This window comes from Lentzea albidocapillata, assembly GCF_000719115.1.
GTDB classification, from domain to species: domain Bacteria; phylum Actinomycetota; class Actinomycetes; order Mycobacteriales; family Pseudonocardiaceae; genus Lentzea; species Lentzea albidocapillata.
Map to the genome: position 1 here is coordinate 103,909 of NZ_JOEA01000019.1, position 25,911 is coordinate 129,819.

The 25,911-nt window shown below is 66.8% G+C and carries 28 protein-coding genes, 1 tRNA gene and 1 pseudogene; 18 read left to right on the plus strand and 12 right to left on the minus strand.

All coding sequences use genetic code 11. From position 1 onward, the window contains the following. Window positions 1–10: 10 nt before the first annotated feature. Entirely contained in the window at window positions 11–553 is a 543-nt protein-coding gene (locus IG04_RS0129560; RefSeq protein ID WP_030480017.1) for a 3'-5' exonuclease, read from the plus strand. On the opposite strand, the gene IG04_RS0129565 is transcribed toward IG04_RS0129560, so the two are convergent. Then, the gene (locus tag IG04_RS0129565) at window positions 543–1,589 is read right to left on the minus strand and encodes a DUF2855 family protein (protein ID WP_030480018.1); all 1,047 of its coding nucleotides are present in this window, start codon (window positions 1,587–1,589) and stop codon (window positions 543–545) included. The genes IG04_RS0129560 and IG04_RS0129565 overlap by 11 nt on opposite strands. A 38-nt stretch (window positions 1,590–1,627) precedes the next feature. On the opposite strand from IG04_RS0129565, the gene IG04_RS0129570 reads away from it, so the two are divergent. Then, the gene (locus IG04_RS0129570) at window positions 1,628–2,203 is read left to right on the plus strand and encodes a TetR/AcrR family transcriptional regulator (protein ID WP_245816749.1); all 576 of its coding nucleotides are present in this window, start codon (window positions 1,628–1,630) and stop codon (window positions 2,201–2,203) included. Here IG04_RS0129570 and IG04_RS0129575 read toward each other — a convergent pair. Then, the gene (locus IG04_RS0129575) at window positions 2,184–2,636 is read right to left on the minus strand and encodes a MaoC family dehydratase (RefSeq protein ID WP_030480020.1); all 453 of its coding nucleotides are present in this window, start codon (window positions 2,634–2,636) and stop codon (window positions 2,184–2,186) included. The genes IG04_RS0129570 and IG04_RS0129575 overlap by 20 nt on opposite strands. A gap of 11 nt (window positions 2,637–2,647) precedes the next feature. Continuing rightward, on the minus strand, window positions 2,648–3,400 hold the full coding sequence (locus IG04_RS0129580; protein WP_030480021.1) for an SDR family oxidoreductase: 753 nt from the start codon (window positions 3,398–3,400) through the stop codon (window positions 2,648–2,650). Between the two features lie 130 nt (window positions 3,401–3,530). On the opposite strand from IG04_RS0129580, the gene IG04_RS0129585 reads away from it, so the two are divergent. Together IG04_RS0129585 and IG04_RS0129590 are read left to right on the plus strand one after the other, a co-directional pair. Further along, window positions 3,531–4,331: an SDR family NAD(P)-dependent oxidoreductase gene (locus IG04_RS0129585; protein WP_051770929.1), complete on the plus strand. Its 801-nt coding sequence runs from the start codon at window positions 3,531–3,533 to the stop codon at window positions 4,329–4,331. A 2-nt stretch (window positions 4,332–4,333) separates the two neighbouring features. Next, window positions 4,334–5,305 carry a quinone oxidoreductase family protein gene (locus IG04_RS0129590; RefSeq protein ID WP_030480023.1) on the plus strand — a complete coding sequence of 324 codons (972 nt, stop codon included), beginning with the start codon at window positions 4,334–4,336 and terminating at the stop codon, window positions 5,303–5,305. A gap of 68 nt (window positions 5,306–5,373) precedes the next feature. Here IG04_RS0129590 and IG04_RS0129595 read toward each other — a convergent pair whose 3' ends face one another. The 5 genes from IG04_RS0129595 to IG04_RS0129615 form a co-directional block, all read right to left on the minus strand. Continuing rightward, window positions 5,374–5,820, minus strand: a complete 447-nt coding sequence (locus IG04_RS0129595; protein ID WP_030480024.1) for a DUF6319 family protein — start codon at window positions 5,818–5,820, stop codon at window positions 5,374–5,376. Between the two features lie 93 nt (window positions 5,821–5,913). Further along, the gene (locus IG04_RS0129600; RefSeq protein WP_245816750.1) at window positions 5,914–6,135 is read right to left on the minus strand and encodes a hypothetical protein; all 222 of its coding nucleotides are present in this window, start codon (window positions 6,133–6,135) and stop codon (window positions 5,914–5,916) included. Then, window positions 6,132–7,289, minus strand: a complete 1,158-nt coding sequence (locus IG04_RS0129605; RefSeq protein ID WP_030480026.1) for a S8 family peptidase — start codon at window positions 7,287–7,289, stop codon at window positions 6,132–6,134. The genes IG04_RS0129600 and IG04_RS0129605 overlap by 4 nt, the downstream gene beginning before the upstream one ends. A 63-nt stretch (window positions 7,290–7,352) precedes the next feature. Further along, window positions 7,353–8,504 (minus strand): cation:proton antiporter, encoded by a 1,152-nt coding sequence (locus IG04_RS0129610; RefSeq protein ID WP_030480027.1) that lies wholly within the window; start codon window positions 8,502–8,504, stop codon window positions 7,353–7,355. Window positions 8,505–8,531: 27 nt separating this feature from the next. Next, window positions 8,532–9,005 (minus strand): cation:proton antiporter regulatory subunit, encoded by a 474-nt coding sequence (locus IG04_RS0129615; RefSeq protein ID WP_030480028.1) that lies wholly within the window; start codon window positions 9,003–9,005, stop codon window positions 8,532–8,534. A gap of 18 nt (window positions 9,006–9,023) precedes the next feature. On the opposite strand from IG04_RS0129615, the gene IG04_RS0129620 reads away from it, so the two are divergent. From IG04_RS0129620 to aroH, 3 genes are all read left to right on the plus strand, one after another. Next, window positions 9,024–10,124: a DUF1015 family protein gene (locus IG04_RS0129620; RefSeq protein ID WP_030480029.1), complete on the plus strand. Its 1,101-nt coding sequence runs from the start codon at window positions 9,024–9,026 to the stop codon at window positions 10,122–10,124. A gap of 125 nt (window positions 10,125–10,249) precedes the next feature. Beyond that, window positions 10,250–10,564, plus strand: a complete 315-nt coding sequence (locus tag IG04_RS43000; RefSeq protein WP_084402242.1) for an STAS domain-containing protein — start codon at window positions 10,250–10,252, stop codon at window positions 10,562–10,564. Between the two features lie 33 nt (window positions 10,565–10,597). Further along, window positions 10,598–10,960 carry a chorismate mutase gene (gene aroH / locus IG04_RS0129630; protein ID WP_030480031.1) on the plus strand — a complete coding sequence of 121 codons (363 nt, stop codon included), beginning with the start codon at window positions 10,598–10,600 and terminating at the stop codon, window positions 10,958–10,960. Between the two features lie 55 nt (window positions 10,961–11,015). Here aroH and IG04_RS0129635 read toward each other — a convergent pair whose 3' ends face one another. Then, a complete protein-coding gene (locus tag IG04_RS0129635) occupies window positions 11,016–11,456 on the minus strand; it encodes a pyridoxamine 5'-phosphate oxidase family protein (RefSeq protein WP_030480032.1) in 441 nt (146 codons plus the stop codon). Window positions 11,457–11,742: 286 nt separating this feature from the next. Here IG04_RS0129635 and cmk point away from each other — a divergent pair, with 286 nt between their 5' ends. The 9 genes from cmk to IG04_RS48705 all read left to right on the plus strand — a co-directional run bounded on the left by cmk (window position 11,743) and on the right by IG04_RS48705 (window position 18,214). Further along, entirely contained in the window at window positions 11,743–12,429 is a 687-nt protein-coding gene (gene cmk, locus IG04_RS0129640) for a (d)CMP kinase (protein ID WP_030480033.1), read from the plus strand. Then, a complete protein-coding gene (locus tag IG04_RS0129645; RefSeq protein ID WP_030480034.1) occupies window positions 12,426–13,058 on the plus strand; it encodes a lysophospholipid acyltransferase family protein in 633 nt (210 codons plus the stop codon). Before cmk ends, IG04_RS0129645 begins: the two co-directional genes overlap by 4 nt. Next, entirely contained in the window at window positions 13,055–14,476 is a 1,422-nt protein-coding gene (gene der, locus IG04_RS0129650) for a ribosome biogenesis GTPase Der (RefSeq protein WP_030480035.1), read from the plus strand. The genes IG04_RS0129645 and der overlap by 4 nt, the downstream gene beginning before the upstream one ends. Window positions 14,477–14,540: 64 nt before the next feature. Next, window positions 14,541–15,173 (plus strand): response regulator, encoded by a 633-nt coding sequence (locus tag IG04_RS0129655; protein WP_036016238.1) that lies wholly within the window; start codon window positions 14,541–14,543, stop codon window positions 15,171–15,173. 256 nt (window positions 15,174–15,429) lie between these two features. Next, the gene (locus IG04_RS49000) at window positions 15,430–16,272 is read left to right on the plus strand and encodes a sensor histidine kinase (protein WP_144065776.1); all 843 of its coding nucleotides are present in this window, start codon (window positions 15,430–15,432) and stop codon (window positions 16,270–16,272) included. A 172-nt stretch (window positions 16,273–16,444) separates the two neighbouring features. Further along, window positions 16,445–16,518, plus strand: a tRNA-Pro gene (locus tag IG04_RS0129665). A gap of 117 nt (window positions 16,519–16,635) precedes the next feature. Further along, complete coding sequence (locus tag IG04_RS0129670) at window positions 16,636–17,595, plus strand: tyrosine-type recombinase/integrase (RefSeq protein WP_030480038.1); 960 nt, start codon at window positions 16,636–16,638, stop codon at window positions 17,593–17,595. Next, window positions 17,588–18,085, plus strand: coding sequence for a hypothetical protein (locus tag IG04_RS48310; protein WP_338043600.1), 498 nt, complete (start codon window positions 17,588–17,590; stop codon window positions 18,083–18,085). The genes IG04_RS0129670 and IG04_RS48310 overlap by 8 nt, the downstream gene beginning before the upstream one ends. Before the next feature lie 3 nt (window positions 18,086–18,088). Further along, window positions 18,089–18,214 (plus strand): hypothetical protein, encoded by a 126-nt coding sequence (locus IG04_RS48705; RefSeq protein WP_276326715.1) that lies wholly within the window; start codon window positions 18,089–18,091, stop codon window positions 18,212–18,214. A gap of 658 nt (window positions 18,215–18,872) precedes the next feature. On the opposite strand, the gene IG04_RS0129680 is transcribed toward IG04_RS48705, so the two are convergent. Beyond that, entirely contained in the window at window positions 18,873–19,064 is a 192-nt protein-coding gene (locus IG04_RS0129680) for a hypothetical protein (RefSeq protein ID WP_030480040.1), read from the minus strand. 257 nt (window positions 19,065–19,321) lie between these two features. Here IG04_RS0129680 and IG04_RS0129685 point away from each other — a divergent pair, with 257 nt between their 5' ends. Beyond that, window positions 19,322–20,404 carry a DUF5677 domain-containing protein gene (locus IG04_RS0129685; RefSeq protein ID WP_030480041.1) on the plus strand — a complete coding sequence of 361 codons (1,083 nt, stop codon included), beginning with the start codon at window positions 19,322–19,324 and terminating at the stop codon, window positions 20,402–20,404. Between the two features lie 29 nt (window positions 20,405–20,433). Here the strand turns inward: IG04_RS0129685 and IG04_RS0129690 are convergent, their stop codons facing one another. Continuing rightward, window positions 20,434–24,150, minus strand: a complete 3,717-nt coding sequence (locus IG04_RS0129690; protein WP_144065777.1) for an NACHT domain-containing protein — start codon at window positions 24,148–24,150, stop codon at window positions 20,434–20,436. Between the two features lie 392 nt (window positions 24,151–24,542). After that, entirely contained in the window at window positions 24,543–24,974 is a 432-nt protein-coding gene (locus tag IG04_RS46750) for a hypothetical protein (protein WP_144065778.1), read from the minus strand. Between the two features lie 213 nt (window positions 24,975–25,187). Here IG04_RS46750 and IG04_RS0129700 point away from each other — a divergent pair. Continuing rightward, a pseudogene (locus tag IG04_RS0129700) lies at window positions 25,188–25,911 on the plus strand (IS3 family transposase); the annotation flags it as partial.

Consider the following 25,911-nt stretch of genomic DNA (forward strand, 5'->3'; position numbering starts at 1 on the left):
CGATCAGCACGTGATCGCATTGGACGAGGTGCTGGTGGTCGACGTGGAGTCGACGTGCTGGGAGGGCGCACCGCCTCCCGGTGAGGTCTCGGAGATCATCGAGATCGGGATCTGCCCGGTCACGGTGGCGTCCGGGATCCGGGGTGAGCGGCGGTCAGTGCTGGTAGCACCGTCGCGGTCGTCGGTCAGCCCTTTCTGCACCGAGCTGACGACGCTGACCGCCGACCAGGTCGCCGGCGGGGTCTCGTTCGCCGAGGCGTGTGCGGTCCTGCGCAAGGAGTTCCGGTCGGACCGCCGGGTGTGGGCCTCGTACGGTGACTACGACCGGAAGATGTTCGAACGGCAGTGCGCCGACTTCGGGGTCCGGTACCCGTTCGGGCCGCGGCACATCAACGTGAAGACGTTGTTCGCGCTGGTGCACGCCCTGCCGCGGGAGGTCGGGATGGCCGAGGCGGTGCGGCTCGCCGGGCAGAGGCTCGACGGCACGCACCACCGCGGTCACGACGACGCCCACAACATCGCGGGCTTGCTGGCCGGGCTGCTCAGAAGGTGATCACGTCCGCGCTGTCCGGTTTCGCCCTGCCGGCCAGCACGGCCTGCCACACGCCGACCAACTCCTCCGGCCCGCTGTGCTGCACCACGGCGACCCACTCACCGGCCTGAGCGGTGAACCCCCGCCAGGCCTCGCCGAAGCGCTGAGCCAGGCCCTCGGAACCCCAGTCGGCGGTGCGCTTGCGCAGCTGATCCGGGGCGAAGAAGAACTCGGAGCGCACATCCTGCGAGGCGGCCTGGTGTGTGAGTCCGATCGAGATGTCCTTGACCAGGTCGGAGCCGAGCCGGTCGTGCAGCGCCGACCGCACCTCGTCCGACCCGCTGAAGTCCAGGTACACCGAAGGTTCGACGTCCACCGAAGCGTCGTAGGGGAGCACGGTGTCGTAGAGGCCCAGGCCCTTGGTGAACTCCACGTTGCGGGCCGAAGTCAGGCCCACGACCCGCACACCGGCGCCGCGAAGGCGTTGCGCGGTGCCGAACGCGGTCTTGCTGGACGCCGAGGAGATCACGACGGTGCGGGCGCCGTGGAAGTCGTTGTCCACCAGCCGGTCGGCCAGCAGGAACGACGTGAGGAACAGCGGCCGGTACAGCACCTGGAGGTCTTCCAGCCGCTCGTCGTAGGCGGGGTCCTGGGTGGTGACGAGGTAGCTGTTGTAGACGGCGGGCAGCTCGGCGCGGTGGTCGCTCGCGTCGACGAAACCGGCCGAGGTCAGCCTGGGGCGCACGACGAGGTGGCTGGCCATCGGCAGGTAGCCGTAGACGCGGGTGCCGGCGGGCAGAGCGTCCACTGTGGATTCGACGACGTCGGCGAGGCCCCACAGCGGGATCACGCCCTGGCCGGGGCCGCCGGCCGGGAAGAAGTTCCAGTAGCCGATCATGTCGCCGATCACGCCGTAGGTGACGTTGTTGGCGGTGAGCCCCACCCGGCTGACGCGCAGGAGCATTTCGCCGTCGGCCAGGGCGGGGAGTTCGTCGTGCAACACTTCGGTTTTGGTGAGGTCGTCGCGGTCGGCGACAACGGTCCAGCGGCTGATCATTGCCTGGATTCTCCTTGGTCGGGAGGTACGCTCCGGTCGTGACCGTGCCTGAAAGACTGATCGACGCCGCCACCCGCCTGTTCGCGGACAAGGGGTACGAGCGCGTCGCCGTGCAGGAGATCGTGGAGCACGCCGGTGTCACCAAAGGCGCGATGTACCACTACTTCGGGTCGAAGGACGACCTGCTGCACGAGATCTACGGGCGGTTGCTGCGCTTGCAGACCGAACACCTGGAGAAGATCGCGTCGAGCACCGGCCCGGTCGCCGAGCGGCTGCGCGAGGCCGCGATCGACGTGATCGTCACGAGCGTCGACGACTTCGACGCCGCCAAGGTGTTCTTCCGCTCGATGAACCACCTCTCGGAAGAGAAGCAGCGGGAGGTCCGGGCGGAGCGGCGGCGCTACCACGAGAAGTTCCGCGGCCTGATCGAGGAGGGGCAGCGGAACGGGACGTTCCGCGACGACGTGCCCGCCGACGTCGCCACGTACTACTTCTTCGGGTCGTTGCACCAGCTCGGCACGTGGTACCGCCCGGACGGGGACATCCCGGCCGGGCGGCTGGCGGAGCACTACGCGGACCTGCTGATCCACAGCCTCACGGCACGATCACGCTGACGATCTCGGCGACGCACGCGGGCTTGTCGCTGCCCTCGATCTCGATGACGACCTTGGTCACGAGCTGCTTGCCCAGCGCGATGTCCGTGACGTCCAGCAGTTCGACCCCGCCGCGCACCCTGGCGCCGACCAGTACCGGCTGCGGGAAGCGGACCTTGTTGCTGCCGTAGTTCACGCCCATCTTGATGTTCTTGACGGTGTAGACGTCCCGCACCAGGTACGGCACCAGCGACAACGTCAGGTAGCCGTGGGCCACAGGTCCGCCGAATGGACCTTTCTTCGCCTTCTCGACGTCGATGTGGATCCACTGGTGGTCCAGCGTCGCGTCGGCGAACAGGTTGACCTGCTCCTGCGTGACCTCGTGCCACTCGCCGAACCCGAGGTGCTCGCCCTTGGCGGCGACCAGCTCGTCGATGCTCTCGAAAGCGCGCATGGTGGGAGCCCTCAGTCCTTCGGTCCGCCGGCGACGTAGATGACCTGGCCGGACACGAACCCGGCACCCTCGCTGACGAGGAACGACGCGGTGTGCGCGATGTCCTCCGGCTGGCCGACGCGCGCGACCGGGATCGTCTGCGCCGCACCGGTGAGGAAGTCCTCGAACGGAATCTTCATGCGCTCGGCGGTCGCCTTGGTCATCTCGGTCGCGATGAAACCGGGCGCGATCGCGTTCACCGTGACGCCGAACTTGCCGAGCTCGATCGCGAGGGTCTTGGTGAAACCCTGCAGACCGGCCTTGGCGGCGGAGTAGTTGGCCTGGCCGCGGTTGCCGAGAGCGGAGGTGGAGCTCAGGTTGACGATGCGGCCGAAGCCTTCCTTCGTCTGGAACGCCTGCACGGCCTTGCTCATCAGGAACGCGCCGCGCAGGTGCACGTTCATGACCGTGTCCCAGTCCGCGGAGGTCATCTTGAACAGCAGGTTGTCGCGCAGCACGCCGGCGTTGTTGATCAGCACGGTCGGGGCGCCGAGGGCCTCGGCGACCTTCGCCACCGCGGCGTTGACCTGCTCCTCGTCCGCCACGTCGACCTTGAGGCCGACGGCGCGCCCACCGCTCGCGACGATCTTGTCTGCGCCGTCGAGCACGCCCTGCTCGTCGAGGTCGAGCAACGCGACGGCCAGGCCGTCCGCGGCGAGGCGCTGCGCGACCGCGGCGCCGATGCCACGAGCCGCGCCGGTGACGATCGCAACCCTGTCGGCCACGGGTCCTCCTTCGGTGAGGGGATGGTGAGCTAAGCGAGCGCTTAGTAACGTACCTATCAGTCCGCTTGACGTCCAGGCCTGTGCGGACGACCATACCGACTGGTCGGAATGTGGCAATTCGAGGAGGCAGATGCCCGTGGACTTCACCGGCAAGGTCGCGCTCGTCACCGGCGGATCCAACGGCATCGGTGCCGCGTCCGCCCGGCGGCTGGCATCGCGCGGCGTGCGCGTCGTTGTGGCTGATGTGGACGCCGACCAGGGCAAAGCCGTCGCCGATGAGATCGGCGGCGTGTTCGTGCGCTGCGATGTGACGGTGCCTTCGGACTCGGCCGAGGCCGTTGCTCTCGCCGTGCGCGAGTTCGGCGGGCTCGACATCGCGTTCCTGAACGCCGGCATCGGCACCGGCTGCTCGCTGGGCGACGACTTCGACGTCGACGTGTACCGGCGCGCGATGGCCATCAACCTCGACGGCGTCGTCTACGGCGCGCACCACGCATTGCCCGAGGTGCGCAAGCGCGGCGGCCAGATCATCGCCACGGCCTCGATGGCCGGCCTCATGCCGATGCCGGGCGACCCCGTCTACGGCGCCAACAAGGCGGCCGTCGTCGGTCTCGTGCGCTCTCTCGGTGGCGCCTATCCCGACGTGCGCGTGAACGCGCTGTGCCCGGCGTTCGCCGACACCAACATCATCGTTCCGCTGCGCTCGACGCTGGAGGAGATCGGCATGCCGATCCTGCCCGTGTCGGCCGTCGTGGACACCTTCATGTCCATTGTGGAGGGTTCGGGAACCGGCGAGGCCTGGTTCGTGCAGGCAGGTCGTTCGTCGGAGCCGTTCGGGTTCCGCAACCCGCCCGGGCCCCGTGCCGCTGACGGCTCGCGCATCGAGGCCGCTCGCAAGGACCCCGTTTCCATCGCGCTTGAGGAGAACTGACCGTGCGTGCCATTCAGATCACCGAGTTCGGCGGGCCAGAGGTGCTCCAGCAGGTGGAGCTGCCCGACCCTGTCGCGGGTGAGGGCGAGGTGCTGATCACCGTCTCGCGTGCCGGGCTGAACTACGCCGACACGCATCAGGCGGAGAACTCCTACCTGGCGAAGATGGAGTTGCCGCTGGTTCCGGGCGGCGAGGTCGTCGGGACCACTGCGGATGGGCGTCGGGTCGTCGCGCTCACGAAGAACTCCGGTGGGTACGCGGAGAAGGCTGTGGCGCCTGCTCTGACCACCTTTGATGTTCCTGACGGTGTTGACGATCTGACCGCGTTGTCGTTGATCGTTCAGGGTGCTACCGCCTGGTTGTTGCTGCGGAAGTCGACTCACATGGAGGCCGGTGAGTCGGTTGTCGTCCATGCCGCTGCCGGTGGGGTCGGGACGATTGCCGTTCAGCTGGCCAAGTTGTGGGGGGCTGGGCGGGTCATCGCCACCGCCTCTTCCGAGGACAAGCGGAAGCTGGCGCTTGATCTTGGGGCCGATGTCGCGATCGACTCTCGTTCTGCTGACATGACCGCCGCGTTGAAGGAAGCCAACGGTGGGCGGCGGGTTGATGTCGTGCTGGACATGACCGGAGGGGCTGTCACTGACCAGTCGTTGGTTGCGCTGGCTCCGTTTGGGCGGCTTGCGTTTTATGGCATGGCCTCGCGGGAGAGGCCTAAGCCGGTCGACCTCGGGGCGTTGCTGGTGCACTCCACGGCCGTTGCGGGTATGTGGCTGCCCCACGCGTTGAAGGTGCGCGACGCCGAGCACGGCACGCTTGCTCACCGCGCGATGGCGGAGCTGTTCCAGCTTGTTGTCGACGGCAAGCTGAAGGCTGTTCCCGGTGGCGAGTACGGGCTCGGCGACGTCCAGCAGGCGCACGAGGATCTGCGGGCTCGTCGGACTGCTGGGAAGTTGGTGCTGGATCCGTCGCGCTAGCCGCTCCTGACGGCACACGGAAAAGGGGCGGTCCGCCTAAGCGGGCCGCCCCTTTTCCGTGTGCTGAGTTACTCGGAGAGTTCTGCCAGCTGGGCCTTCACCCTGGCCAGCTCGGCTTCCAGCTCCTCCATGCGGGTGCGGTGCTGGTCGCGCGCCGCCTCGAGCACCGACTCGATGCCCTCGGCGATGTCCACGTGCAGCTCCTTGGCCGCCTTCGCGACGGCGATGGCCGGGATGACCAGGCCCGACACGACGCGCTGCGTGCCGTGGACCAGGTCGGCCTGCCATTCGCCTTCGGCGGTGCCCGTCACCGTGAGCGTGAGCTCTACGGTGCGCGTCTTCTTCGCCGTGCTCTTGGGACGGCCGGCCTTCGGCTTCTCGGGCTTGGGGGCCTCGGCCTTCGGAGCCTCGGCGGGCTTGGCAGCCTCGGCGGGCTTCGGGGCCTCGGCCTCGGGGGCCGCCGTTTCCACGACGGTCTCCTCGACTGCCTGCACCTCGGTGAGCGTGTCCGACACGATCAGGTTTCCTCTCTCCGCAACGACGTGACCCCGCGCACAGCATAGAACACGTGTTCGATCAGCCGCCGATGGGGTCAGCGCGAAGCCTAGTCAGTACGGAGGGAGCTGCACGCGCCACTGCCGTTCGACATCTATGACGCCGGGCACCGCCTGCAGGGCCGGGATGGCCCTGACCTCGGCGGTGCCGGTGACCACGCCCAGGGCTTCCAGGACCGTGTCGACCACGAGGCCCGCCTCCCGCAGGTCGTCGAGGACCTTCGGGAGGCTGCCCTCCGTCACGGAGACCATCACCTGGTCCACCGAAGCGGTCATGGCGCCTGGACTAGTCCGCTGCCGATGTCGGTGGACGGCAACGGCAGGCGCAGCGCGGTGCCGACGAGGCGGGCCCACAGCTCGTAGCCGCGGGCGCCGGTCTTCTCCGCGATCAGGACTGCCACGCCGGCCACGTGCGGGGTCGCCATCGACGTGCCGCGCAGGCGTGAGTACTTCTGGGGGAGCTTGAACGACGAGTAGACGTCGACTCCCGGCGCGCACACGTCGATCTGGCCGATCTTGTCCGCCGAGCCCGAGGAGAACGACGCGATCGCTCGGTTCACGTCGATCGCCGCCACCGCGATGATGCTGGGGCAGCGGGCCGGGTGGCCCACCGGCGCGATGCGGGCCGGGCGCGAGGAGGCGTTGCCCGACGCCGCGATGATCAGCGTGCCCTTGGCCATCGCGCGCTGGGCGACGGTCTCGTAGATCTGCGAGTACGGCGTGTTCACCGGGACGTCGGCGCCCAGCGACATCGAGATGATCGCGCAGCCGTTCGCCACCGCCCAGTCGATGCCCGCGAGGATGCCGCCGTCGGAGCCGGAGCCCGCGTTCGACAGGACCTTGCCCGCGAAGATCTCGGCCTCGTGCGCGACGCCGTAACCGGGCAGCGTGGCGGGCTTGCGCGGGCCCGCCGACGTGCCGATGCAGTGCGTGCCGTGGCCGTGGCCGTCCTGCACGTCCTCGCCGGTGATGAACGACTTCGTGGTGATGGCGCGGCCCGCGAAGTCCGGGTGGTTCTTCTCCCAGCCGGTGTCGAGGACCGCGATCTTGATGCCCTTGCCGGTGGCCGTGCTGACGTCCGCGCCGACCGCCTGCAGCCCCCAGGTCAGCACGGATTCGTCGGCCGCGGCCTCCGGCGCCTCTTCCTCGACCGGTGCCGCGAACACGTGCACGACGCGCTCCGGCTCGACGATCTGCACCGGGCCTGGGCGCTCGGCGGCGCCGTTCAGCTCGGCCAGCAGGTTCGGGTCGGCGGTCACGACCGCGACACCGAGCTCGGGGAAGACCTGCACGGCCTCCGTGTCCAGATCGCCGCTGTTCGGGTCGAACCCGGCGATGCCGCCGAGCTCGGCCAGTCCTTCTTCGATGGCGTCTTCCTGCAGCAGCACCAGGAACCGGCCGGTGGTCTCCACTTCCGCGGGTTCGGTCATGACTGTTCGCCCCTACTCTCCGTCTAGCCCTCACTAGAGAGTCGTCACATCGGGGCAGTTGTTTCAGGCCATTTGCCGTCTGCGCTGAAAGAATTCACCGATTGGCTCAACGTACTTGGCCGCGATGGGCCCGAGGATGGCCATCAGCAGCACGTACGCGGTGGCCAGCGCCGCCAGGTCGTTGTGCACCTGGCCGGACGCCACGGCCAGTCCGGCGATGACGATCGAGAACTCGCCGCGCGCCACGAGTGCCACGCCCGCACGCATGCGGCCCATCTTGCCGATGCCCTGACGTTTCGCCGCCCACCAGCCCGTGAAGACCTTCGTCGCGGTCGTGACGGCGGCCAGCGCCACCGCGATGCCGAGCACCGGCGGGATCGAACGCGGGTCGGTGTTCAGTCCGAACACGACGAAGAACATCGCCGCGAACAGGTCCCGGAGCGGCTCGAGCAGACGCGTCGCGTTCTCGGCCGTCGACCCGGAGATCGCGATGCCGAGCAGGAACGCGCCGACCGCGGCGGACACCTGCAGCTGCGAGGCGATGCCCGCGACGAGCAGCGCGGAGCCGAGCAGCTTGAGCAGGAACACCTCGTGGTCGGGACTGTCCACAATGGCCGAGATGAACCGGCCGTACTTCAACGCCACCACCAGGACCACGGTGATCGCGAGCAACGAGATGCCGACCGACGTGAGCCCGCCGAGGAAGCTCACGCCCGCGAGAACGGCCGTCAGCACCGGCAGGTACACGGCCATCGCGAGGTCCTCGAACACGAGTACGGACAGCACGACCGGCGTCTCGCGGTTACCCAGCCGGCCCAGGTCGCCGAGCACCTTCGCGACGATGCCCGACGACGAGATGTACGTGACGCCGGCCATCGCCAGCGCCCCGACCGTGCCCCAGCCGAGCAGGTACGCCGCGATCGCGCCCGGCGCCGCGTTCAGCACCAGGTCGAGGACACCGGCCATCCAGGACTTCTTCAGCCCGGTGGTGAGCTCGGACGCCGAGTACTCGAGGCCGAGCAGCAGGAGCAGCAGTACGACGCCGATCTCGCTGGCGAGGTGGGTGAACTCCTCGATGCCATGTAACGGGATCAACCCGCCCTCACCGAACGCGAGCCCGCCGATCAGGTAGAGCGGGATCGGGGAGATTCCGGCACGGCGAGCCACACGACCCAGCAGGCCGAGGCCGAAGAACACCGCGCCGAGCTGGATCATGGCAACAGTTGTCTCATGCACTGTGGTTTAACCGCCGTGGAAGATCTGAGCGGCGGCGTCGAGGCCTTCCGCGGTGCCGACGACGACCGCGAGGTCGCCGTTTTCGAAGATGAAGTCGGGGCCGGGCGACGGATGAGCGTTGCCCGAGCGCACCACGGCCACGATGGACGCACCGGTCCTCGTGCGCAGAGCCGTCTCGCCGAGGGTGTGGTTCACGAAGGCGGTCACCGGCAGCTGACGGGTCGTGATGCCCGTGATGTCGCGGTGCTCCTCGCGCAGGTGGGCGACGAGCTGCGGCGCGCCGAGCAGGCCCGCGAGCGTGTTCGCCTCTTCCGGCGAGAGGGGTATCGAGGCGGCACAGGAGTCGGGATCCGTCGCTTTCGACAGGATCAGCTCGAACCGGCCGTCCCGGTAGGTGATCACGCCTACGCGTCGTCCGGCGCGGATCGTGAAGTCCTGACGCGTCCCGATGCCCGGAAGGGGCGTGATCTCTACGTTCACACAGATCATGATACGTGCATGTCACTGCGTGTACGCCCCGTGCGTCGCGGCTGGGTGGTACGTGAGCGCGTGCCCGGCCCCGACGTCGACGAGTTCGCCGAACCCGGCCAGGTGATCGGGGCGCTCGCGAGAGCCCCGCACGGCACGTTGCTGGCCGTCCAGCACCCCCACCGCACGCCTGCCGCGCTGGCCGCGGGCACCGGGTTGCTCGACGCGCTGCCCCACGCCAGGGCCGAGCTCGCGGCGCTGATCCGGCGGGCGTACACCGAGGTCACCGACGTCGTGGCGCCGTACCGCGTGGACGGACCGGACGGGACGGCGTGCGGTCTGCTGTGCCTGGTCGACCCGGACGGGATCGAGCGCACCGAGGACGTCTACCCGGACGTGGTCGCCGAACGCGGGCAGGTGCTGGCGTCGCTGGGCATCGCCACGAGTGCGGCGATGCTCATCCCGATCACCCCGCACGACGGGCTGACGGACCTGGTTCTCGGCATGACCGAGGAGCCGGCCGTGTCGCTGGTGGACTCGGGTGGGCGGCGGCACTGGGTGTGGCTGGTCGGGCCGGGAGAGTCGCAGGAGCGGTTCCTCGAAGCGGCGGGCGCGCATCCGCTGCTCGTCGCGGACGGCAACCACCGGGTCGCGGCGGCGCGGGAGGCGGGCCTCGAAGGCCTGCTCGCGCTCGTCACGTCCGGGCCGGGCCTGCGGGTCGGGCCGATCCACCGCGCGATCGTCGGCAGAGGGCTGACCACCTCCGATCTGGTGACCGCGTGGGAACGGGCAGGGCTGGCGGTGTCGTCGTTGCCGTACGTCGTCGATCCGGAACCGGGTGTGGTCGTGGTGCGCTGCCCGGACGCGGTGCTGCGGGTCGAACTGCCTGCGGGACAGGGGATCGACCACGCCGTCGTGGAGTCGCTGCTGCTGGACCAGGCGCTCGGGCTCGACCCGGAGAGCCCGTGCGTGCGGGCGGTCGTGGACCCGTCCGTGGAGGCCGAGGCGGTGTTGCTGATCGCGCCGGTGCCGTTGCGGGAGGTGCTGGCCGGTACCAAGATGCCGCGCAAGAGCACCTACTTCACGCCGAAGCCGCGTAGCGGACTTCTGCTGGCCGACCTGTCACCGTAGGGCCCTGCCCGGCCGGTTCGTTCGGCACTGGACGCGTGCCGGGCTCGCATTGAAAATCGACCTCGACACCGGCACCCGGCCGCTGGGAGTGCGCCTGCTGTCTCCCGACTCGTGAGGCACCCACGATGGAACCCCAGCCAGACTTGTTGGAGGTACGCCGCCACGGCGAGTTGGTGACGCTCACCGGCGAGGTCGACCTGAGCAACAGCGACCTGCTGCGCGCCGAACTCGCGCTCGCCTGCTTGTCCGGGGACGGTGACGTGGTGGTCGACCTCACCGCCCTGACGTTCATCGGATCGAGCGGCCTGCACGTGCTGATCGAGACGGCGTCGTCACTGGGACAGCGGCGGCTGGTGCTGCTCGGCGGCGGCTGGGGCGCCTACGTCGTGAACCTGCTCGGCCTCACCCTCAAGTTCCCCAACATCGTCGTCGACCGCTGAAGTCCACTGAGGACCGCTGCTAGGGTCGATCGCATGGCGGTACGAGCGATCAGGGGAGCCACGCAGATCGACGCGGACTCGCGGGACCTGCTGCTGGAGGCCACGGCCGAGCTGGTGCGAGAGGTGTTGGCGTGCAACGCGTTGACGTCCGACGACCTGATCAGCGTTGTCCTCACCGCGACACCCGATCTGGTTTCCGAGTTCCCCGCCTACGCCGCGCGCCTCGCCGGGCTCTCGGATGTGCCGCTGCTGTCCGCGACCGAGATCGCGGTGCCGGGCTCGATGCCGCGCGTGATCAGGTTGCTGGCGCACGTCGAGACCGATCTGCCGCGGTCGTCGGTGAAGCACGTCTACCTGCGCGGGGCGGCGGCGCTGAGGACCGACCTCAACCACTGAAGGCGGCGCTGATCGCGGACGGAGCCCCGCCCGGACGAGCGGGGCTCCGGCGACCTCAGGCGCTGAAGTCCTTGCCGGGCAACCACCCGTTGGCGATGTCGGTGACGCGCCACGTAGGCACGGACACCTTCACCGAGCGAATGGGCGTGGCGAGGAACGGCGCGACCTCGGGCACCTTCGCCACGAGCCGCTGCCGCACGGCCTCGTCCTCGGCGCCCTCGACCACCACGGCCGTACCGCGGGCCTGCAGGAACGGTTCCATCGGCGACCCGGTCGACACGACCAGCGCCACCTCGGGGTTCTCCTCGATCGCCTTGAGCGTCCGGCCGCGCTCCTCCAGCACGAGCTCGAGCGTGTGCAGCCCGTTCTCGGCGAAGTAGACGCCGCTCACCCACGAGCCGTTCGAACCGGCCGTGGCGAGGAACATCGACTTGTGCGCGGCGAGCGTGCGGCGCAGCAATGCCTCGACCTCGGTGCGCTGTTCAGCGGTGGTCACTCAGTCCTCCAAGGATCTCGGTGATGCGCTCACCAGATCGGCCGGGAAGGTTCGCGCCTGTTGCCGATTCCACCGATCGATACCGCAGGTGGCTCTTTGAAATCCGTGAGTGCCGTCAGCGCTTCTCGTTCCACTGCGGTGGCCTGGTCCTGGCGTCTCGCGGCTTCCGGACCGGCGGTGGAGGGTGATCGCCCGTCCCGGTGCCGGTGTGAGCGTCCGCACCAGGCACAATGTGGCCGTGGGTGTCTCGGAGGGAGCTGCTGTGGGCCAGGGTCAGTTGCGCGGTGTGGTCGCTCTCGACGGACCGGCCGGCACCGGCAAGTCCACCGTGGCCAAGCGCCTCGCGACGGCGCTGGACGCGCGCTACCTCGACACCGGCTCGATGTACCGGGCGATCGCGCTGGCGGTGCTGCGCGCGGGCGTCGACCCGGCGGACGAGGTCAAGGTCGCGGCGGTCGTGGACAACGCGATGCTCGTGGTCGGCACCGACCCGCGCAGGCCGGGCATCACGCTCGACGGCGACGACGTGTCGGCCGAGATCCGCGGGCCCGAGGTGTCGCTGGCGGTGTCACCCGTCTCCGCGACCGGGCACGTGCGCGAACTGCTGGTCGCCCAGCAGCGGGCGATCATCGCGGACGCCGTCGACCACGTTGGCGGGATCGTCGTCGAGGGCCGCGACATCGGCACCGTCGTGTCGCCCGACGCCCCGTTGAAGGTCTACCTGACGGCGTCGGCGGACGCGCGAGCCGCGCGCAGGACCAAGCAGGACAACGCCGCAGGGCGTCAGTCCACTGTGGACGCCGCGCTCGCCGACGTGCAGCGCCGCGACAAGTACGACTCGTCGCGCGCGGTGTCGCCGATGAAGGCGGCCGACGACGCGGTGGTGCTCGACAACACCGACCTCGACCTCGTGGGCACCGTGCACGCGTTGCTGGAACTCGTGGACCGGCGCGGACTGCGGGTGACCGGGTGAGCGTTCCCCAGGGGACGGTGCCCTGGCTGTTCGACCTCGGCCGCTGGATCGGGCGGGTCCCTTACGCCTGGCAGTTCCGGATTCGGGTGCACGGGCGCGACCGCGTACCCTTGAGCGGCGGCGTGGTCGTCGTCGCGAACCACAGCTCGATGGCCGACGGGCCGATCCTGTTCGGGGTGCTGCCCCGGCGCGTGACGTTCCTGATCAAGCAGGAGATGTTCAAGGGCGCCGCCGGCTACCTCCTGGCCAAGATCGGGCAGATCCCCGTCAAGCGGGGAGAGGCCGACCGCACTGCGCTGACCAGCGCGTTGTCCGTGCTCAAAGCCGGTGGCGTGATCGGGATCTTTCCCGAGGGAACGCGCGGCGAGGGCGACGTGGCGAGCGCGCAGAACGGCGCCGCGTGGCTCGCCAAGACATCCGCCGCGATGGTGCTGCCGATCGCCTGCCGCGGGACGTACCAGGCCAAGGGCTGGCGGCCCGAGGTCGACGTGCTGATCGGTGAGCCGTTCCACCTGCCCGAGGGGAAGGGTCGAGCGGCTTTGGGCGTTGCCACCGAGCAGGTGCGCGATCGCCTGGCGACACTGGTCGCCGAACTAGATGGACTTCGTATGAGTGAGGGAAGACGATGACGGACCTGGACGGCACCTGGGAGGACGAGGCCGACTGGTCAGCCTTCGACGACCTCGACGGCTCTGGCGGCGAGGAAGCCGCTCCGCCGCAGCCGGTGCTCGCGGTGGTGGGACGGCCGAACGTCGGCAAGTCCACACTGGTCAACCGCATCATCGGCCGGCGAGAGGCCGTGGTGCAGGACGTGCCGGGCGTGACGCGTGACCGCGTCGCGTACGACGCGCTGTGGAACGGCCGCAAGTTCACCGTGGTCGACACGGGTGGCTGGGAGCCGGACGCGGTCGGGCTGCAGGCCTCCGTGGCCGCGCAGGCCGAGCTCGCGATGGCGACCGCCGACGTGATCCTGCTGGTCGTGGACGGGTCGGTGGGCGCGACGTCCACCGAGGAGGCCGTCGCGAAGGTCCTGCGCCGGTCGAACAAGCCCGTGATCCTCTGCGCGTCCAAGGTGGACGACGACCGGCTGATGGCCGACATCGCGTCGCTGTGGTCGCTGGGGCTCGGCGAGCCGTTCCCGGTGTCCGGCCTGCACGGCCGCGGCTCCGGTGACCTGCTCGACGTGATCCTCGAGAGGCTGCCCGAGAGCCCGCGCGACGACTTCGGCGGCCGCCACGGCGGTCCCCGCCGCGTGGCGCTGGTCGGCAAGCCGAACGTCGGCAAGTCGTCGCTGCTGAACCGCCTGACGGGCGAGGACCGCTCGGTGGTCGACTCCGTCGCGGGCACCACCGTCGACCCGGTCGACTCGCTGGTGGAGCTCGACGGCGAGATCTGGCGTTTCGTGGACACCGCCGGCCTGCGCAAGCGGGTGAAGTTCTCCGGCGGCGCCGAGTACTACGCGTCGTTGCGCACCAAGTCCGCGATCGAGACCGCCGAGGTCGCTGTCGTGCTGCTGGACGCGCACGAGCCGTTGGCGGAGCAGGACCTCCGGGTGCTGACGATGGTGGTCGAGTCGGGCCGCGCGTGCGTGCTGGCGTTCAACAAGTGGGACCTGGTCGACGAGGACCGCCGCAACGAGATGGTGCGCGAACTCGAGCGCGGTCTCGTGCGCGTGCCGTGGGCGGACAAGGTCAACATCTCGGCCCTGACCGGCCGCGCCGTGCACAAGCTCGCCCCCGCCCTGCGCACCGCGCTGAACTCGTGGGACACCCGCGTTCCGACCGGCCGCCTGAACCAGTGGCTGACCGAACTGATCTCCGCGACCCCGCCGCCCGTGCGTAGCGGCAAGCAGCCCAAGGTCCTGTTCGCGACCCAGGCCTCGACCCGCCCGCCGACGTTCGTGCTGTTCACGACCGGGTTCCTCGAGGCGGGCTACCGCCGGTTCATCGAGCGCAGGCTGCGTGAGGAGTTCGGCTTCGAGGGCAGCCCGGTCCGCATCTCCGTGCGCGTGCGCGAGAAGAAGAAGGCCGGCTCCTCCAAGAAGTAGTTCTCCGGGTGCCGACCCGGCCGATCTGGTTGCCCTTTGTCATGGGGTGCGGTTGGTTGGGTTGGTGGCCGTACGCGTGGTGCTAGCCGACGACGAGGCCCTGCTGCGGCGGGGCCTCAAAGTTCTCCTCGAAGCAGACGGACGAGTGGAGGTAGTCGGCGAAGCAGCCGACGGCGCCGAACTGGTCGAGCAAGTCCTCGCCCACCTGCCGGACGTGGCGCTGGTCGACGTCCAGATGCCCGGCGTGGACGGCCTGGAGGCGGTCCGCCGCCTGCGAACCTGGGCCACCCCGCCCGCGATCGCGGTGCTGACCACGTTCGACCTGGACGACTACGTGGCGACAGCCCTGGACCTGGGCGCCCAGGGCTTCCTGCTGAAGGACGCCGAACCGGAAGCCCTGGTCCGAGCCGTGGTAGACCTCGCAGCCGGCGGAGCCGTCCTGGACCCGCGCATCACCGCCCGCCTGCTGCCTCGTCTACGGGGCTTCCGCGCGAACCGGCAGCTGGATTCGTTGTCCGCCCGCGAACGCCAGGTCCTGGAACTGGTCGCGGCCGGCCGCTCGAACCACTCGATCGCCGAGGAACTCTGCCTCTCCGAAGCGACGGTGAAGAGCTACGTCTCCACCGTCCTCACCAAGCTGGGCGTGGAAAACCGGGTGCAGGCGGCTCTGGTCGCCCACCAGGTCGGTGTGTGGTGAAACCAGCCCTGCGCGAAACCCTCACCGTAGGCATCACCACAGGCGTCGTCCTCCTGACCCAGGACCGCCCGTTCACCTGGTCCCTCTGGACCGCGATAGTCTTCTCTCCCTCCGCCTCCGCTGGCCATGGCTTGCGTCCCTCCTGTGCGTCCCCGCGGTAGCCGGCGGCCTCGGCTGGGCCCCCGCCCTCGTCGCCCAGTACCGCCTGGGCAGCAAGGAAAAGTCGATCCCGGTCCAGGCCTTCTGGGTTCTGCTGATGACAGTCGCCTCGATCACCCCGGTCCTGCTGACCGAGACCATCCCGATCGGTCCCCTGCTCCTGGCCACCGCCTTCGCATTCGGCTTGGCAGCAGCCCCCACAGCCTTGGGCGCCCTCCTCACCACCCGCAAGGAACTGACCCAGTCGCTCTACGAAACCCGCAGAGCAAGAGCAGCAGAACTAGAGGCCCAAGAAACCTCGGCCCGAGCCGCGGAACGAGCCCGGATAGCCCGCGAAATCCACGACGCGGTAGGCCATCACGCCACCCTCATCGCCGTGGAATCCGCAGCCCTGGCCGCCACCGCACCAGACCCGGCAGTCCGCGAGACAGCACTACGCCTACGAGCGCTGGCAAAGGAATCGCTGTCCGAGATGCGAGCAGCCCTAGGCCTCCTGAACTCCGACACGACCTACCCGTCCCTGCAAGAACTCGTCGACCGAGCCCGAGTAGCAGGCGTCTCCGTCACGCTGTCCGAAACAGGCGACACACCCCTCTCCCCAGCGGTCTCCAGAGCCCTCTTCCGAGTAGTCCAAGAATCCCTCACCAACGTGACGAAACACTCCCCAGGCGCCACCGTGACAGTGACCGTGGACCGAGCCTCCCCAGTCCGAGTAACAGTCGTGAACGGCCCAGGCGACCTACCGTCCCCCGCAGACGGAGGAGGCGCCGGCCTGCACGGCCTCTCCGAACGAGTACGCCTGGCAGGCGGCACCCTGACCACCTCGTACCGAGCAGATGGCGGCTTCAGCGTCAGCGCCGTCCTACCACCCGGTAAGTCGAAGGTTGACGGACAAGACTCGACTTTCGGAGGTGGCGCCCGAGACGCCGCCACCGCATAGTTCTGGTGTCGGTCGAGGATCGGGGGATCGGTCGGACCGAGGGACGCGGGGACCCGAACTTCGGGTCCCCGCCGTATTTCCGCAGCTCGCGGCCTGTTGCGGGGGCCGTTTTTGATCTCTGTCCGCGGTGTTGTACGATTTCCCATGCACGCCGGGGAACCGGAAGTGTGGCCGGGACGTGGCGCAGTTTGGTAGCGCACTTGACTGGGGGTCAAGGGGTCGCAGGTTCAAATCCTGTCGTCCCGACGGCCAAGAGGGTTCTCGCAGGTCAGACACTGCGAGGACCCTCTTTTTGTGATCTTGCCGAGTTCTGCCGGGTCGAGCACGACGCTCATCGACCCCTTTACTCGGAGGGCTTTCACAATGTCTCTTCTCGACCTGAACCAGCTCTCAAACGGTCTCTCGAAGACGTGGACGGGCTATCTGCGTGATTGGGACCGCACGCTGCGATCCGCGAGTCATTCGGAGACCACTCGCTACAACTACCTCCTGGCCGCCGCCCAGCTCGCGCGCTACCTCGCCGAGTACTCGCCCGACCCGGACGCCGACGATGCCGCCGACGACCCGTGCGAGGTGACTCGTGCGCACATCGAGTTCTTCCAGGCCTGGATGATCGAGACGCGGTCTGGCGCCACGGCGCTGAACAAGCACAAGGGTCTGCAGCAGTTCTTCAAGTGGCTGATGCTCGACGAGGAGGACATCGACCGCTCGCCGATGGAGCGGGTGAAGCAGCCCAAGCCGCAGAAGAAGCTCATCGCCGTCATCCGCGACGACGACACCAAGAAGGTCCTCGGCACCTGCAAGGGCAAAGACTTCGTCCAGCTCCGCGACGAGGCCATCATCCGGCTCTACTACAACACCGGTGCCCGCCTGTCCGAAGTCGGGAACCTCAGCCTTGAGGACCTCAACCAGGACACCGACTCCGCGCACTACCACGGCAAAGGCAACAAGGACCGCCGCGTCCGCTACGGGCCCAAGACCGCACGAGCGATCAGCCGCTACCTCCGCGCTCGCGCGAAGCACAAGGGTGCCGAACTGCCCGACCTGTGGCTCGCCGACCGTGGCGGCAAGCCGCTGAAGCCCAACGGCATCAAGATCATGATTAAGCGTCGTGGTCTCTCTGCCGGGCTGTCAGGCGTGCATGCGCACCGGTGGCGGCACAACTTCGCACACGAGTGGAAGCGAGCGGGCGGCGACACCGGCGACCTGATGTTGCTGCTCGGCTGGACGTCGGAGGACATGCCGCGCCACTACGGCGCCAGCGCCGCTGCCGAACGTGCCGAGGAGATGCAGCTGAGGATGGGGATCGGTGAGAATGTCTGACGAAGTGATCCGCCGCGCCGTGCTCGTCATCATGGGCGCAGTCGTCGGACTGACGTTCCTCTTCGGCTTTGGCAACGTCCTGAGCCTTGGTCTCCGCCTGGGGGTACCTGGGTGGGTCGCACCGCTCGTGGCACCGGCCGTTGATCTGTCTGTCATGGGCCTGCTGCTCGGCCTTCGGCAACTGGCCGCAGCTGGAGCGAATGACGCACAGCTCAAACCTGTGCGCCGATTGCTCATGTTCTGCAGTGTTGTCACTTTGGCGTTGAACATCGCTGACCCGGTGATCGCCTCGGAGTACGGGAAAGCGGCCTTCGATGCAGTGGGCCCGCTGCTGCTGATCGGATGGGCCGATGTTGGTCCAGGCCTCCTGCAAGGCATGAGTAAGTGCCAGCTAGTTGAACACGAAGCCGTGGAACAGCCAGCACAGGTGCCTGAAACCTGGCCAGCCCGCCAGGCATTCCTGTTCGCCCTGACGAGCCTGCGGAGGTGAACCATGACGACCTTCTGGAACGCGCACGGCGCGAAGACGTTCGTCACCGCGAGCTACACCATCGACCGATATCGGCGGAGACCTTGCGGCAGCGGCTTCGTGTCGGCTCGTCGAGGTCGCGGCGATTGATCAAGGCGGTGCGTTCGGGGCGTCCGGTCGGTGTCGACGCCGGTATCGCTCTCAGCGCATAGGCAGTCCGCCGTTCGGCAGCGTGTTGGGCGGGGACAGCCGTCCAACACGCTGGCTAGTAGGTGGATAGGCGAGGTGTCAGTCGGAGCTTCGGTGGGTCGATTCCCGGTTGTTCCTGTCTAACGCCCCAGCCTGGCCGTCAGCAGGTGTCGTGACGGTCAACAGAAGCGGCCAGGTGCCGTGAACCTCACCGTCGACATCACGTGGAACCAGCTCGGCCAGCAGCGGGCCGAGTGCGGTGGGCTCCAGGATCAGGGTCAGGTACCCATCGCCCGGAATGACAGCGTGAAAACACCTGGCTGGGCGGCAGACGCTCACGGGCGGAAACCGTGCAGATCGTTGATCGCCCTTGAAGCTGCTTCAACGATGCCGGCTTCAAGTTTCTGTTGTGGATGGTCGATCGCATCCGGCAGAACTGCTTGTCGAACATGCTCTGCTACCAGTGGAGTTGTCGTGTCGTGCACCGACTGCGAGCGATCGACGTGTGAAAGCGCTGCGGCGAGTAGGCCGCGTTCGCTGCGCGACAGGCCCCGCCGTGGACGTCGGTGCCCGCGGAGGGTGGGCCCCAGCAACGGAACCGTGTTTGGGGCCCACCTCACTACCTCCGGCGGCCCAGCCTGCTGAGCGGGTTACGCTCAAGAAGCTTCTGCGCATCCGCCCGCCGAGCCGGGTCCGCGTGGAACACAGCCACTGAGACCACCATCAGGTAGCTGACGATGTAAGTCCCCGCCACCGTGACCACGACAACCAGCGGCAGCGGCGCCAACATCTCGGACAGTTCAGCAAACACGATTTCACCTCTATGGAATCGGCTCTGGTTTGTTGCCCCCCAAGGGACCTACCCATCCGCATCCGTTTACGCCGAAGGCTTCGTCCGGACTGACGTGTCGTGCTGGTAGCAAACGAGAGCCAATAGAGTGTGCTGCTGACATCCGTAGCGAGCAGCGTACCGGAGACACCCAAGCCGACGGATACAGCCTCGCTCAAGTGCGGATGCCATCCGTGCCCGACAGAGACAGCCAGCCCATATGCCCCTAGGAGACAAGGGTGACCCCGCAGGATCCCGCTCACGTCATCGAGCATCCGGCCAACGATCCCGAGGTCGCCAGGTTCGCCGACGACTACGCCCGGCGCTTCATGGCACATAGTCGGCGCAGGTTGCGGCGGCACAAATGGGGCGACTTCAAGCATCGTCGAGCAGTTCGTCGGCATTGGGGCAAGGCGCTCGACAAGTACCTACTGACCTGGTCGGCGATCGTCGACTTTGCCGAGACCTTCGTGGAGCAAGAAGGCCCAGCCGCTGAGAAACGGCACGACTTGCTGTACGCGGCGCTGATTCTGCTGCACGCTCGCGCGTGTCGGCTCGCCCGCGCTGTGCACCACGACCTCGTCGGCGGATACGTGGACGAGGCCCTGGTCCGATGCCGAACCCTGTACGAGGTATCGGTGATCGCGCAAGTACTTGCGTCCTATGGCCAAGAACCCGAGTACGCCGACCTCGCTGAGCGATACCTGCAACACAAGATTGTCACTGCCGCCGACGACGCCAAGACCTACAAAGATCATCGGCGCACGCTCGAACTCGACCCTATGGACGCCCGCCAGGTCACCGACATCAAGACCGCACGCGAAAAGTTGATCAAACGATTTGGCGAGGCGTACAAGACCGCGTACGGCTGGGCTGTTGGTCTGCCGGGCATGAAGAAGGACGCCAGCTTCGCGGGACTCATTGCTCTCACCGACACTCAACACCTACGCCCTTACTACCGCTGGGCGAGCCACCACAGCCATGCTGGCTCTCTCTCGGCGGCGTGGGCACATCAGGAGCTCACGGAGGGCGGAGCACTGATCGTGGGACCGACGACCTCTGGCCTCGTCGAGCCGGCCAGCTGGGCCCTCCGTTCACTGTGCTGGACCACAGAAAGCTTCACGCTGGGCGCTTCATCTCGTGACGAGGAGGGCTACATCGACGGCGAGCACATCGTGTGGATGGTCGGCATTGACCGTCTCCTGTGCAGCGCCGAAGAGGCCTTCGAGAGGGGTCACGAACGCGAGGAACGGGCTGTGGCTAAGCGGAAGCAGAAGTTGACGCCAAGTCAATCGGATCGGGCTCATGATCGAGAAGTCTGATCCGTGTCGCAAGGCCACCTGCCTTAGCGCTAAGTGCTTCCTGAGGTTCGACGAGGTGGGATGATCTCATCGTGGGAGGCCGATCCCGCGTGGTTCCAGCCTGCGTCGTCAGGCAGATGGATGTGCAAGCTGGTGCGGGTGATCATGCCTGGGAACGGGTCGCGTTGACCTGAGATGCCGGATCGGCGTTCCTGGAAGATCACTCGCCCGAGCGCGAGCCCGGTGGACCGCAAAGCACCGTGGAAGATGTCAGCCCGGACAATCAGGGCAGCGTCTCCGTGATCGTAGACATCAGGAGCGAATGCGATCACCTGGTTGTTCTCGTCGTAGACGGCACCGTCCTGGGGGCGGGCACCGGGCGCCATGAGATCGAGTACGCGGGCGCTGGGCAGCGTGACCGAAACGGTGTGATGCAATGAGCAGTCGTAGATGGAGCCTTCCCAAACGTAGCGGTCCGCTGCCAATAGAACGGATGCGTTTACGCCTGAGTCAGTGGTCCAGCCGCCGCGGTCTTCGCGCTCCTCGACCAAATCAGCGAAGGCCGGCTGGTCGGGGAACTCCCCGAGAAACGGGCCGTCGGTGAAGTCTTGGCTGTACGTGTGCGGTTGATACCGCTTGGGAGGGACTTGAAGTGCTGTGGCTACGTCAGATTGTTTGATCAACACGCTTCGGTGAACGACACCATGGTCCGCCCATCGGCCTGAAGCTAGTCCTTTGGTGCGGCCGTAGAGATCCCAGTACCACGCGACCGTGCCGTGCAGCAGGATCCAGTCGGAATCGTCAGTGATGGCAAGGGCTTTGCCAGCAGGGGTGCGCGCGACGAGGTGACCAGGCAAGAAGATGATGCCCGTGGTGTCCAGTAGTGCGGACTGGTCTGCAACCCAAGCGCACTGACTGTCCAAAGTTGACAGATCGGGTGCCGACGGTGTTGGCAGTGGTAGCCACCAGTCCGTGGTTTGCTCGTCGCTGTGGGGGTTGCTGGCGTCTTCCGGGTTTCCAGCAAGCAAGTGCGAAGGATCGAGGTCGCGTGCGAAGGGGATCTGAGCGGCGTGCGTGAAGGTGGGCTGATCTTGTGCCTCTCGCCGCAGATGATAGGTGTCGGCCAGGCGTGCCAGCGCTTCATGCCATGACTGCCACTGGTACTTCTTGCCAATTCGTTCGCGCTTGTGTGAGGAACGTCCGTTTGACCGGGAGCCATCGAGCTCCTGGTCGATCTTCCCAAAACGCTCCGGAGTCCATCCGCGCTCGACAACGCCAACGAACACAAACCTGCACACGAGGTCGGTGTCGAACGACGCATCATCAAGGCGAGGCTGCTTCTTCTCCTGGGAGTCGAGCGACTCGGCGTATGCAACGAGATCGGTCAGCTGAGCGTGGAGTGGATGCGTTGCGGGCAGAGCATCAATGAGCCTGTCTACCATGCTTGTCTGCTCGGGCTCAGCTGCTGCCTGCGCGGGGTCCGGAGAGTCTGGAATGGAGGTAACTCGTCCGTCCAGCAGGCGGGTGTTGAACGGAAAGCTGTAAGGGTGGTCGGTGCCGATGACGTATCGGGCGAAGTCGCCGTCTTCCAGCACGCTGAGGTGTATCGACGCCCACAGCGACCCCTCGCGGCCCGTCCTGTCATCGTCGAAAAGGGGATAGGCGGCTTCGAGATCCTGCGTAGAAGGCACGTCGCGGCCAGGCCAAGGACTCGACCACGGCCCTGACGCGGCGCACCACTGCACGTCGGACACCACCTTGCGCTGATGCGCAAGTCGGACCGTGTTGCGCGCGTAGTCGCGAAGGAGGATGTGAACCGGCGGATCGCCGTCCCCGAAGACCGTGTCGAGAAGGGCCGTCGCGACACTCTGCAGTTGGTCGTCTGGTAGCCCCCGCAGTGCGACGCCATAAGCCACAGCACAGACTCGTTCCAGCACATAGACATCGTCGACCGCGATCGCGCTCTGCAGCAGTGAAGTCAACACGTACGGATGGAAGACGGACAATTTGATCAAACGTCGTGTCGCTTGGTCGCGCAGGAATCGGTCTGAGCTCGTGAAGGCCCACATTAGAGTGGAAGCCACCGCAAGCGCGGAGTCAGGTGACACGCGACCGAGCAGTTGGTCGTCCTCAACCTCCACCCAACGCAGTAGCTGGCCGTACGGGGTGGGGCGCCTAGGACGGCCCGCGGTGGCAGCGGTCCATGTCATGTCCCGCCGATACATCGGCAATGCGGTCAACGTTGTGGTCAGCCAATGATGATCGAGCCTGTGGCCGGGGCTACAGGCAAGCGCGATGGCAACTCGCGCGGCACGATCCGCAGCAGGCCTGACCTCACCGAGCAACGTCTCTTCCATGAGTTCGACAGCGGCATCCGTGATCGCATCCTTGTCGCGTAGCAACAAGGACTGGAGCACTCTCTCAGGCAGCCTAGGTCCGACTTCTGGAGACGCGTAGCTCGCCAGTGCGGTTAACTCCAGACCAGCCTGCTGCGGAAGCAGTACGGCCAGCGCATCGATGGTGCTCTCACCCGCGGACAGAGTCGACACGATCTGGCCGAGGGCCTCAATGTCAAAGCTGTCTCTACCTCGAGCCTCGTCGAGAAGGCCCTGAGCGATCAGATGATCTGCTAGTCGCTCGTAGGCGAATCGCACCACCGGTACAAGTTCATGCGAAGAGCCGCTGCCTCTGACGACATCCTCGATGATGATTCGTTCGCTGATCAACGCGGCGAAGAGTGACTTCGAATGGCCTCCGGCGGTCGTCAAGACCTGCTGTGTCACCTGCTTCGCCTCGTCTCGGCTCAGCCACCGCTGGCCCGCCTCCCGCATTGATCGAGCCAGCGCCATGCATGCCTTGAAGACAACTGGATCAACCGGATCGACATCGAGACGCGCTCGGACCAGTTGATCCATCGCGGCTAGATACCGGGTAATCACGCCGGGAAGGCTTGGGGCGGTGGCTGTCAACAGCGCCGGCTGCAGTTGCGCCGTACGGCAGTACAAGTCGAGGAACAGCGGCTCACGAAACTCCGGGAGCAACAGTGGTGCTGCCGGCCCGATGAGACCGTAGAAGCGGAAGAACGCGGCCACTGCGTGGTACTCGATCCCCGCGAATCCGTCGTGGATCACCGAGCATGAGGCAGATCGAACAGGCTCAGGAACGCACGCTTCAAGAGCGACGGTACGAACGCTCAGGACGACGCCGATCGACTCGAAACGGCCCACGCGCTCCAGGACGCTAGCCAGATGTGCAGGCCAGATCAGCCTGCCTTCCCCTTCGTTGAGCGCGTCGACCATCAGCAGCGCCCGGCGCCCGGATGCCTTCGCGCGAGCGCTCAGGGCTGTCAAGAACTGCTCAGCGGTGCCGGGCCAGTCCAGCTGCGCCAGGATCTGAGACCAGGGCTCGCTTGGATTCAAGAGCGTGTGCCCGAGTACCAGCACAGCGGGTTGATCTTCGTCCAGTGCTGTCGAGAGCGTCTCTGCCAGTAGGTGGCTCTTGCCTCGGCCTGCTTCGCCGCTGATCACGAGAACACTGTTGTTCCACGCAGCGGGTACGTCTCCGTCAATCCACTCGGTTGCGCGTTGCAATTCCGACCAGCAGTCATCGAGCGCTTCGCGTACCTTGTCAGAACGATCGTCTCTTGTGGACAGATCAAGAGCGGTCGACAGCTCTTCGATGACTGTCAAAACCTGCTCACACCGCTCGCGCCACTGGGTAATTGGCAAGACACCGTCGACGGCTACGGCGTCTACGTCCGTGCGCAAGCTAGCGAGCTCTAGCCCGGCTGCGTGGATCCTGCCTGCTTCCAACGAGAGGCTATGGGCAAAGGCAAGATGACTCTGTGCTCGACGGACGTAGCTGCGAAGCGGAGACAATGAGGATGCGCGGCGAGCGAAGCCGCTCGTCACACGACCCAACGGCACATTGACATTGAGCGCACGTCGGTAACGCGGCTCCAGCAGACGCAGAGCCTCCTCTGTACGTGTCTTGAACCACTCAGATGTGAGCTCTGGTAGCGGTGCGCCCTGGTAGATCGACAGCGATCCCAATACACCGATAGCTGGCCCCGAACCTGTGGAGTTCACGCCGCCGTTGATCGTGACTGATTCAGCGGCCTGGGAGAGAGCGGGGGAGGACGTAGCCGACGCAGGCTTCCCTACTCCTGCGTCGGCCGGGAAGGGTCCGGAGTTCCCGTCGGCCCGGCCGGAGCCGGCGTGATGTTGAAGCCATCGCCCGTGACTGCCCCGATCACGATGCCCGACCCTGTGCCGTGGACGCCTTGCTCGATGATCACTCCGCGATCACCGGCCGAGCGGTCGCCGGTCGATGGCTCAACTGGAGCTTCGTCTGAGGCAGATCGCTCTGCTGCCTCCCCCGAAGCTGGCCTTGCCCACGTCCACCGCGCCAAGAACACCGCTCCAGGCACGAGAACAACGACGATCGCTGCGAGCCAGCCCAACCCTTCCACCACGTTCCGCACCGGATGCTGGTCTTTTGGCAGCCACACCAACAGTCCGAACCGGGCTGTGATGAACGCTATGGCGGCGACACCAGCCACGATCAGACCCACCCGCCGCACGCGGTCCATGGCCACCTCTCGTTCTACCTGCACAGGAGTTTTCGCAGTATCTCGCTTCGCTCCGTGCTTGCGTTACTCGTCGCAACGCGCAGTCCACCGCCACCGCTACTGGACACTAGCAATTGCCAGCTGGAGTGCCAGGCCGAGGAGTCGGGCAAGATGGGTCTGCTGCACGGTTAGGTGACATCTTGACCTGCCCTACTGGATGGGTTCCAGAGTTGGTGGCTAACTGGCGTGATCCGGGAGGTGCACGTCGCCTCGCGCGGCACCTACGGCCATCGACGGGTGCACGCCGAACTCACTCTCGGCATGGGCATCACCGTCTGCGAGCGAACCGTATGGCTACTGATGAACCAGGCCGGCATCCACGGACTTCCCGGTTCAGCACGAGTCAAACAGCTCCGCGGCGTCGCCACCGCCGGCGACCTGGTGAACCGCAAGTTCCATCGACTGAAACCGAACGAACTGTGGGTCACCGACATCACCCAGCACAGGACAAGGGAAGGATGGCTTTACTGCGCCGCAGTCCTCGATGCGTTCAGCCGTCGGATCGTGGGCTGGTCTATCGACTCCAAACAGGACTCAACCCTGGTCGTCAACGCACTCGACATGGCCATCCGCAACCGGCGCCCCGAGCCCGGCGGCATCGTCCACGCCGATCACGGAACCCAGTTCACCTCCTGGGTCTTCGGCGAAAAGATCCGCTCAGCCGGCCTCCTGCCATCCTTCGGAACCATAGGCGACGGCCTCGACAACGCGATGATGGAATCCTTCTGGTCATCGATGCAGATCGAGCTACTGAACCGCCAACGATGGAAGACCCGCCTGGAGCTGGCCAACGCGATCTTCGACTACATCGAGATCTTCCATAACCGCCGCCGACGGCACTCCGCCCTCGGCTACCTCACCCCAATCGAGTACGAACCTCGAACAAGCCCCGGCGTCC

Excerpts from the sequence above, each read along its gene's own strand:
- IG04_RS46750 (WP_144065778.1), bottom strand. The coding sequence starts at position 24,974 with ATGGACCGCGTGCGGCGGGTGGGTCTGATCGTGGCTGGTGTCGCCGCC.
- aroH (WP_030480031.1), top strand. The coding sequence starts at position 10,598 with ATGGCGGTACGAGCGATCAGGGGAGCCACGCAGATCGACGCGGACTCG.
- IG04_RS0129620 (WP_030480029.1), top strand. The coding sequence starts at position 9,024 with ATGTCACTGCGTGTACGCCCCGTGCGTCGCGGCTGGGTGGTACGTGAG.
- IG04_RS0129605 (WP_030480026.1), bottom strand. The coding sequence starts at position 7,289 with ATGACCGAACCCGCGGAAGTGGAGACCACCGGCCGGTTCCTGGTGCTG.
- der (WP_030480035.1), top strand. The coding sequence starts at position 13,055 with ATGACGGACCTGGACGGCACCTGGGAGGACGAGGCCGACTGGTCAGCC.
- IG04_RS48310 (WP_338043600.1), top strand. The coding sequence starts at position 17,588 with ATGTCTGACGAAGTGATCCGCCGCGCCGTGCTCGTCATCATGGGCGCA.
- IG04_RS49000 (WP_144065776.1), top strand. The coding sequence starts at position 15,430 with ATGACAGTCGCCTCGATCACCCCGGTCCTGCTGACCGAGACCATCCCG.
- IG04_RS0129565 (WP_030480018.1), bottom strand. The coding sequence starts at position 1,589 with ATGATCAGCCGCTGGACCGTTGTCGCCGACCGCGACGACCTCACCAAA.
- IG04_RS0129575 (WP_030480020.1), bottom strand. The coding sequence starts at position 2,636 with ATGCGCGCTTTCGAGAGCATCGACGAGCTGGTCGCCGCCAAGGGCGAG.
- IG04_RS0129610 (WP_030480027.1), bottom strand. The coding sequence starts at position 8,504 with ATGATCCAGCTCGGCGCGGTGTTCTTCGGCCTCGGCCTGCTGGGTCGT.
- IG04_RS48705 (WP_276326715.1), top strand. The coding sequence starts at position 18,089 with ATGACGACCTTCTGGAACGCGCACGGCGCGAAGACGTTCGTCACCGCG.
- IG04_RS0129600 (WP_245816750.1), bottom strand. The coding sequence starts at position 6,135 with ATGACCGCTTCGGTGGACCAGGTGATGGTCTCCGTGACGGAGGGCAGC.
- IG04_RS0129670 (WP_030480038.1), top strand. The coding sequence starts at position 16,636 with ATGTCTCTTCTCGACCTGAACCAGCTCTCAAACGGTCTCTCGAAGACG.
- IG04_RS43000 (WP_084402242.1), top strand. The coding sequence starts at position 10,250 with ATGGAACCCCAGCCAGACTTGTTGGAGGTACGCCGCCACGGCGAGTTG.
- IG04_RS0129585 (WP_051770929.1), top strand. The coding sequence starts at position 3,531 with ATGCCCGTGGACTTCACCGGCAAGGTCGCGCTCGTCACCGGCGGATCC.